Source organism: Sandarakinorhabdus sp., from assembly GCF_031422795.1.
In the GTDB taxonomy this organism is placed as follows: Bacteria; Pseudomonadota; Alphaproteobacteria; order Sphingomonadales; family Sphingomonadaceae; genus Sandarakinorhabdus.
In genome coordinates this window covers 1-1,608 of record NZ_JANPML010000334.1, presented here as the reverse complement: position 1 = coordinate 1,608, position 1,608 = coordinate 1, and the positions used below count along the sequence as shown (strand labels likewise).

The window sequence follows — 1,608 nt, the reverse complement described above, 5'->3', positions numbered from 1 at the left end:
TTGGGATGGGGAGTTGCCCAGTGGTGCATCGTTCACGGCTGCCGATCGACGATATTGATCGTGTGATCCTGCGCCATTTGCAGGCCGAAGGCCGCATTACCAACGTCGATCTGGCCACGCGTGCTGGCCTCACTGCCCCGCCCTGCCTGCGCCGGGTGCGCGCGCTGGAGGAAAATGGCGTCATCAAGGGCTATCATGCCGATCTGGATTCGGTGGCGCTGGGCTATGGCATCACGGTTTTCGCCATGGTCAGCCTCAAAAGCCAGGCCGAAGCCGACCTGCGCGCGTTTGAAGATCATGTCGCCGCCCTGCCCCAGGTCCGCGAGTGCCACATGCTCAATGGCGAGATTGATTTCATCCTGAAGGTCGTCGCCCACGATCTGCAGGAGTTCCAGAAATTCCTGACCAGCGAACTGACGCCGGCGCCGAATGTGGAGAGCGTGAAGACCAGCTTCGTCATCCGCACCGCGCTGCAGCGGCCGGGCGTGCCGGTGGATTAAGCGCCCTGTGCGCCGCGCATCAGCGGCCGCGCCAGCGCCAGCCCAGCGATGAAGCCGCCGATATGGGCCATGATGGCAATCCGCAGATCCGGCCCGCCCATGGCAGCGCCGGCCAGCACCTGCAGCACCACCCAAGCCACCGCCAGGCCCAGCGCCTGCATCAAAGGCCCACGTTTGGATTGGCCGAACAGCATGGCCTGGGCCGCCACCAGCCCGGAAATGGCACCGGAAGCGCCCACGGCCGGGATGGTGCTCAACGGTGACCAGGCCCATTCGGCCAGGCCGCCAGCCAGGCCAGAAACCAGATACAGGACGAGGAAACGGCGGCTGCCCAGCGTTGGTTCGAGGATGCGGCCAATGGCGATCAGCATCACCATGTTCATCAGCAGATGCGCCGCCCCACCGTGCAGGAACATGTGGCCGAACAGCGTGGAGGCCGCGCCCAGCACCGGCAATTGCCCGTCCACCGCCAGCGTCAGTCGCGCCGGCACCAAGCCAGCCCAGAACAGCAGCACTTGCCGCGCCTCGCTGCCAGCCAGCCCCATCAGAATTGCGACAATCGCGTTCAGCATCACCAGCACGCGCATCACCGTGGCCGGATGGTTGTCCTCCGGCTCGGCAATGGCTGGCACGGGTTCAAATGAATTCAACGCGGTTGATCTGATAATATTTGTCACCCGACGGCGTGTTGACTTCCACTTCGTCGCCCACGCGGCGGCCGATCAGCGCCTTGCCCAGTGGCGAGGAGAAACTGATGCGGCTGGACTTCACGTCGGCTTCGTGCTGGCCGACGATCTGATAGGTCACCGGCTTCTCGTCTTCGTCCAGCAAATGAACCGTGGCGCCAAACACGGCCTTGTCACCCGAAAGCGTCTTGGGATCGATCACGATGGCGCGGGCCAGCATGTCTTCCATTTCGATCACCTGGGCTTCGATCTGGCCCTGGCGTTCCTTTGCGGCATGATACTCGGCATTTTCCGACAGATCGCCGTGGGCGCGCGCTTCCTCGATGGCTTCCACCACCGCCGGCCGCTCCACCTCTTTCAGTTGCCGCAATTGGCTGATCAGGAATGCATGTCCTGTCGGCAGCATCGGCACCTTTTCCATC

At 63.5% G+C, this 1,608-nt stretch carries 3 protein-coding genes; 1 reads left to right on the top strand and 2 read right to left on the bottom strand.

Annotated elements, in window-relative coordinates; genetic code table 11:
• Positions 1-5 precede the first annotated feature (5 nt).
• Positions 6-500 carry an Lrp/AsnC family transcriptional regulator gene (locus RMO81_RS12010; protein ID WP_310476126.1) on the top strand — a complete coding sequence of 165 codons (495 nt, stop codon included), beginning with the start codon at positions 6-8 and terminating at the stop codon, positions 498-500.
• Here RMO81_RS12010 and RMO81_RS12005 read toward each other — a convergent pair.
• Positions 497-1,132: a rhomboid family intramembrane serine protease gene (locus RMO81_RS12005; protein ID WP_310476124.1), complete on the bottom strand. Its 636-nt coding sequence runs from the start codon at positions 1,130-1,132 to the stop codon at positions 497-499. The two genes, RMO81_RS12010 and RMO81_RS12005, sit on opposite strands and share 4 nt — an antisense overlap.
• A 4-nt stretch (positions 1,133-1,136) precedes the next feature.
• On the bottom strand, positions 1,137-1,607 hold the full coding sequence (gene greA / locus RMO81_RS12000) for a transcription elongation factor GreA (protein WP_310476123.1): 471 nt from the start codon (positions 1,605-1,607) through the stop codon (positions 1,137-1,139).
• Between the last annotated feature and the right edge of the window lies 1 nt (position 1,608).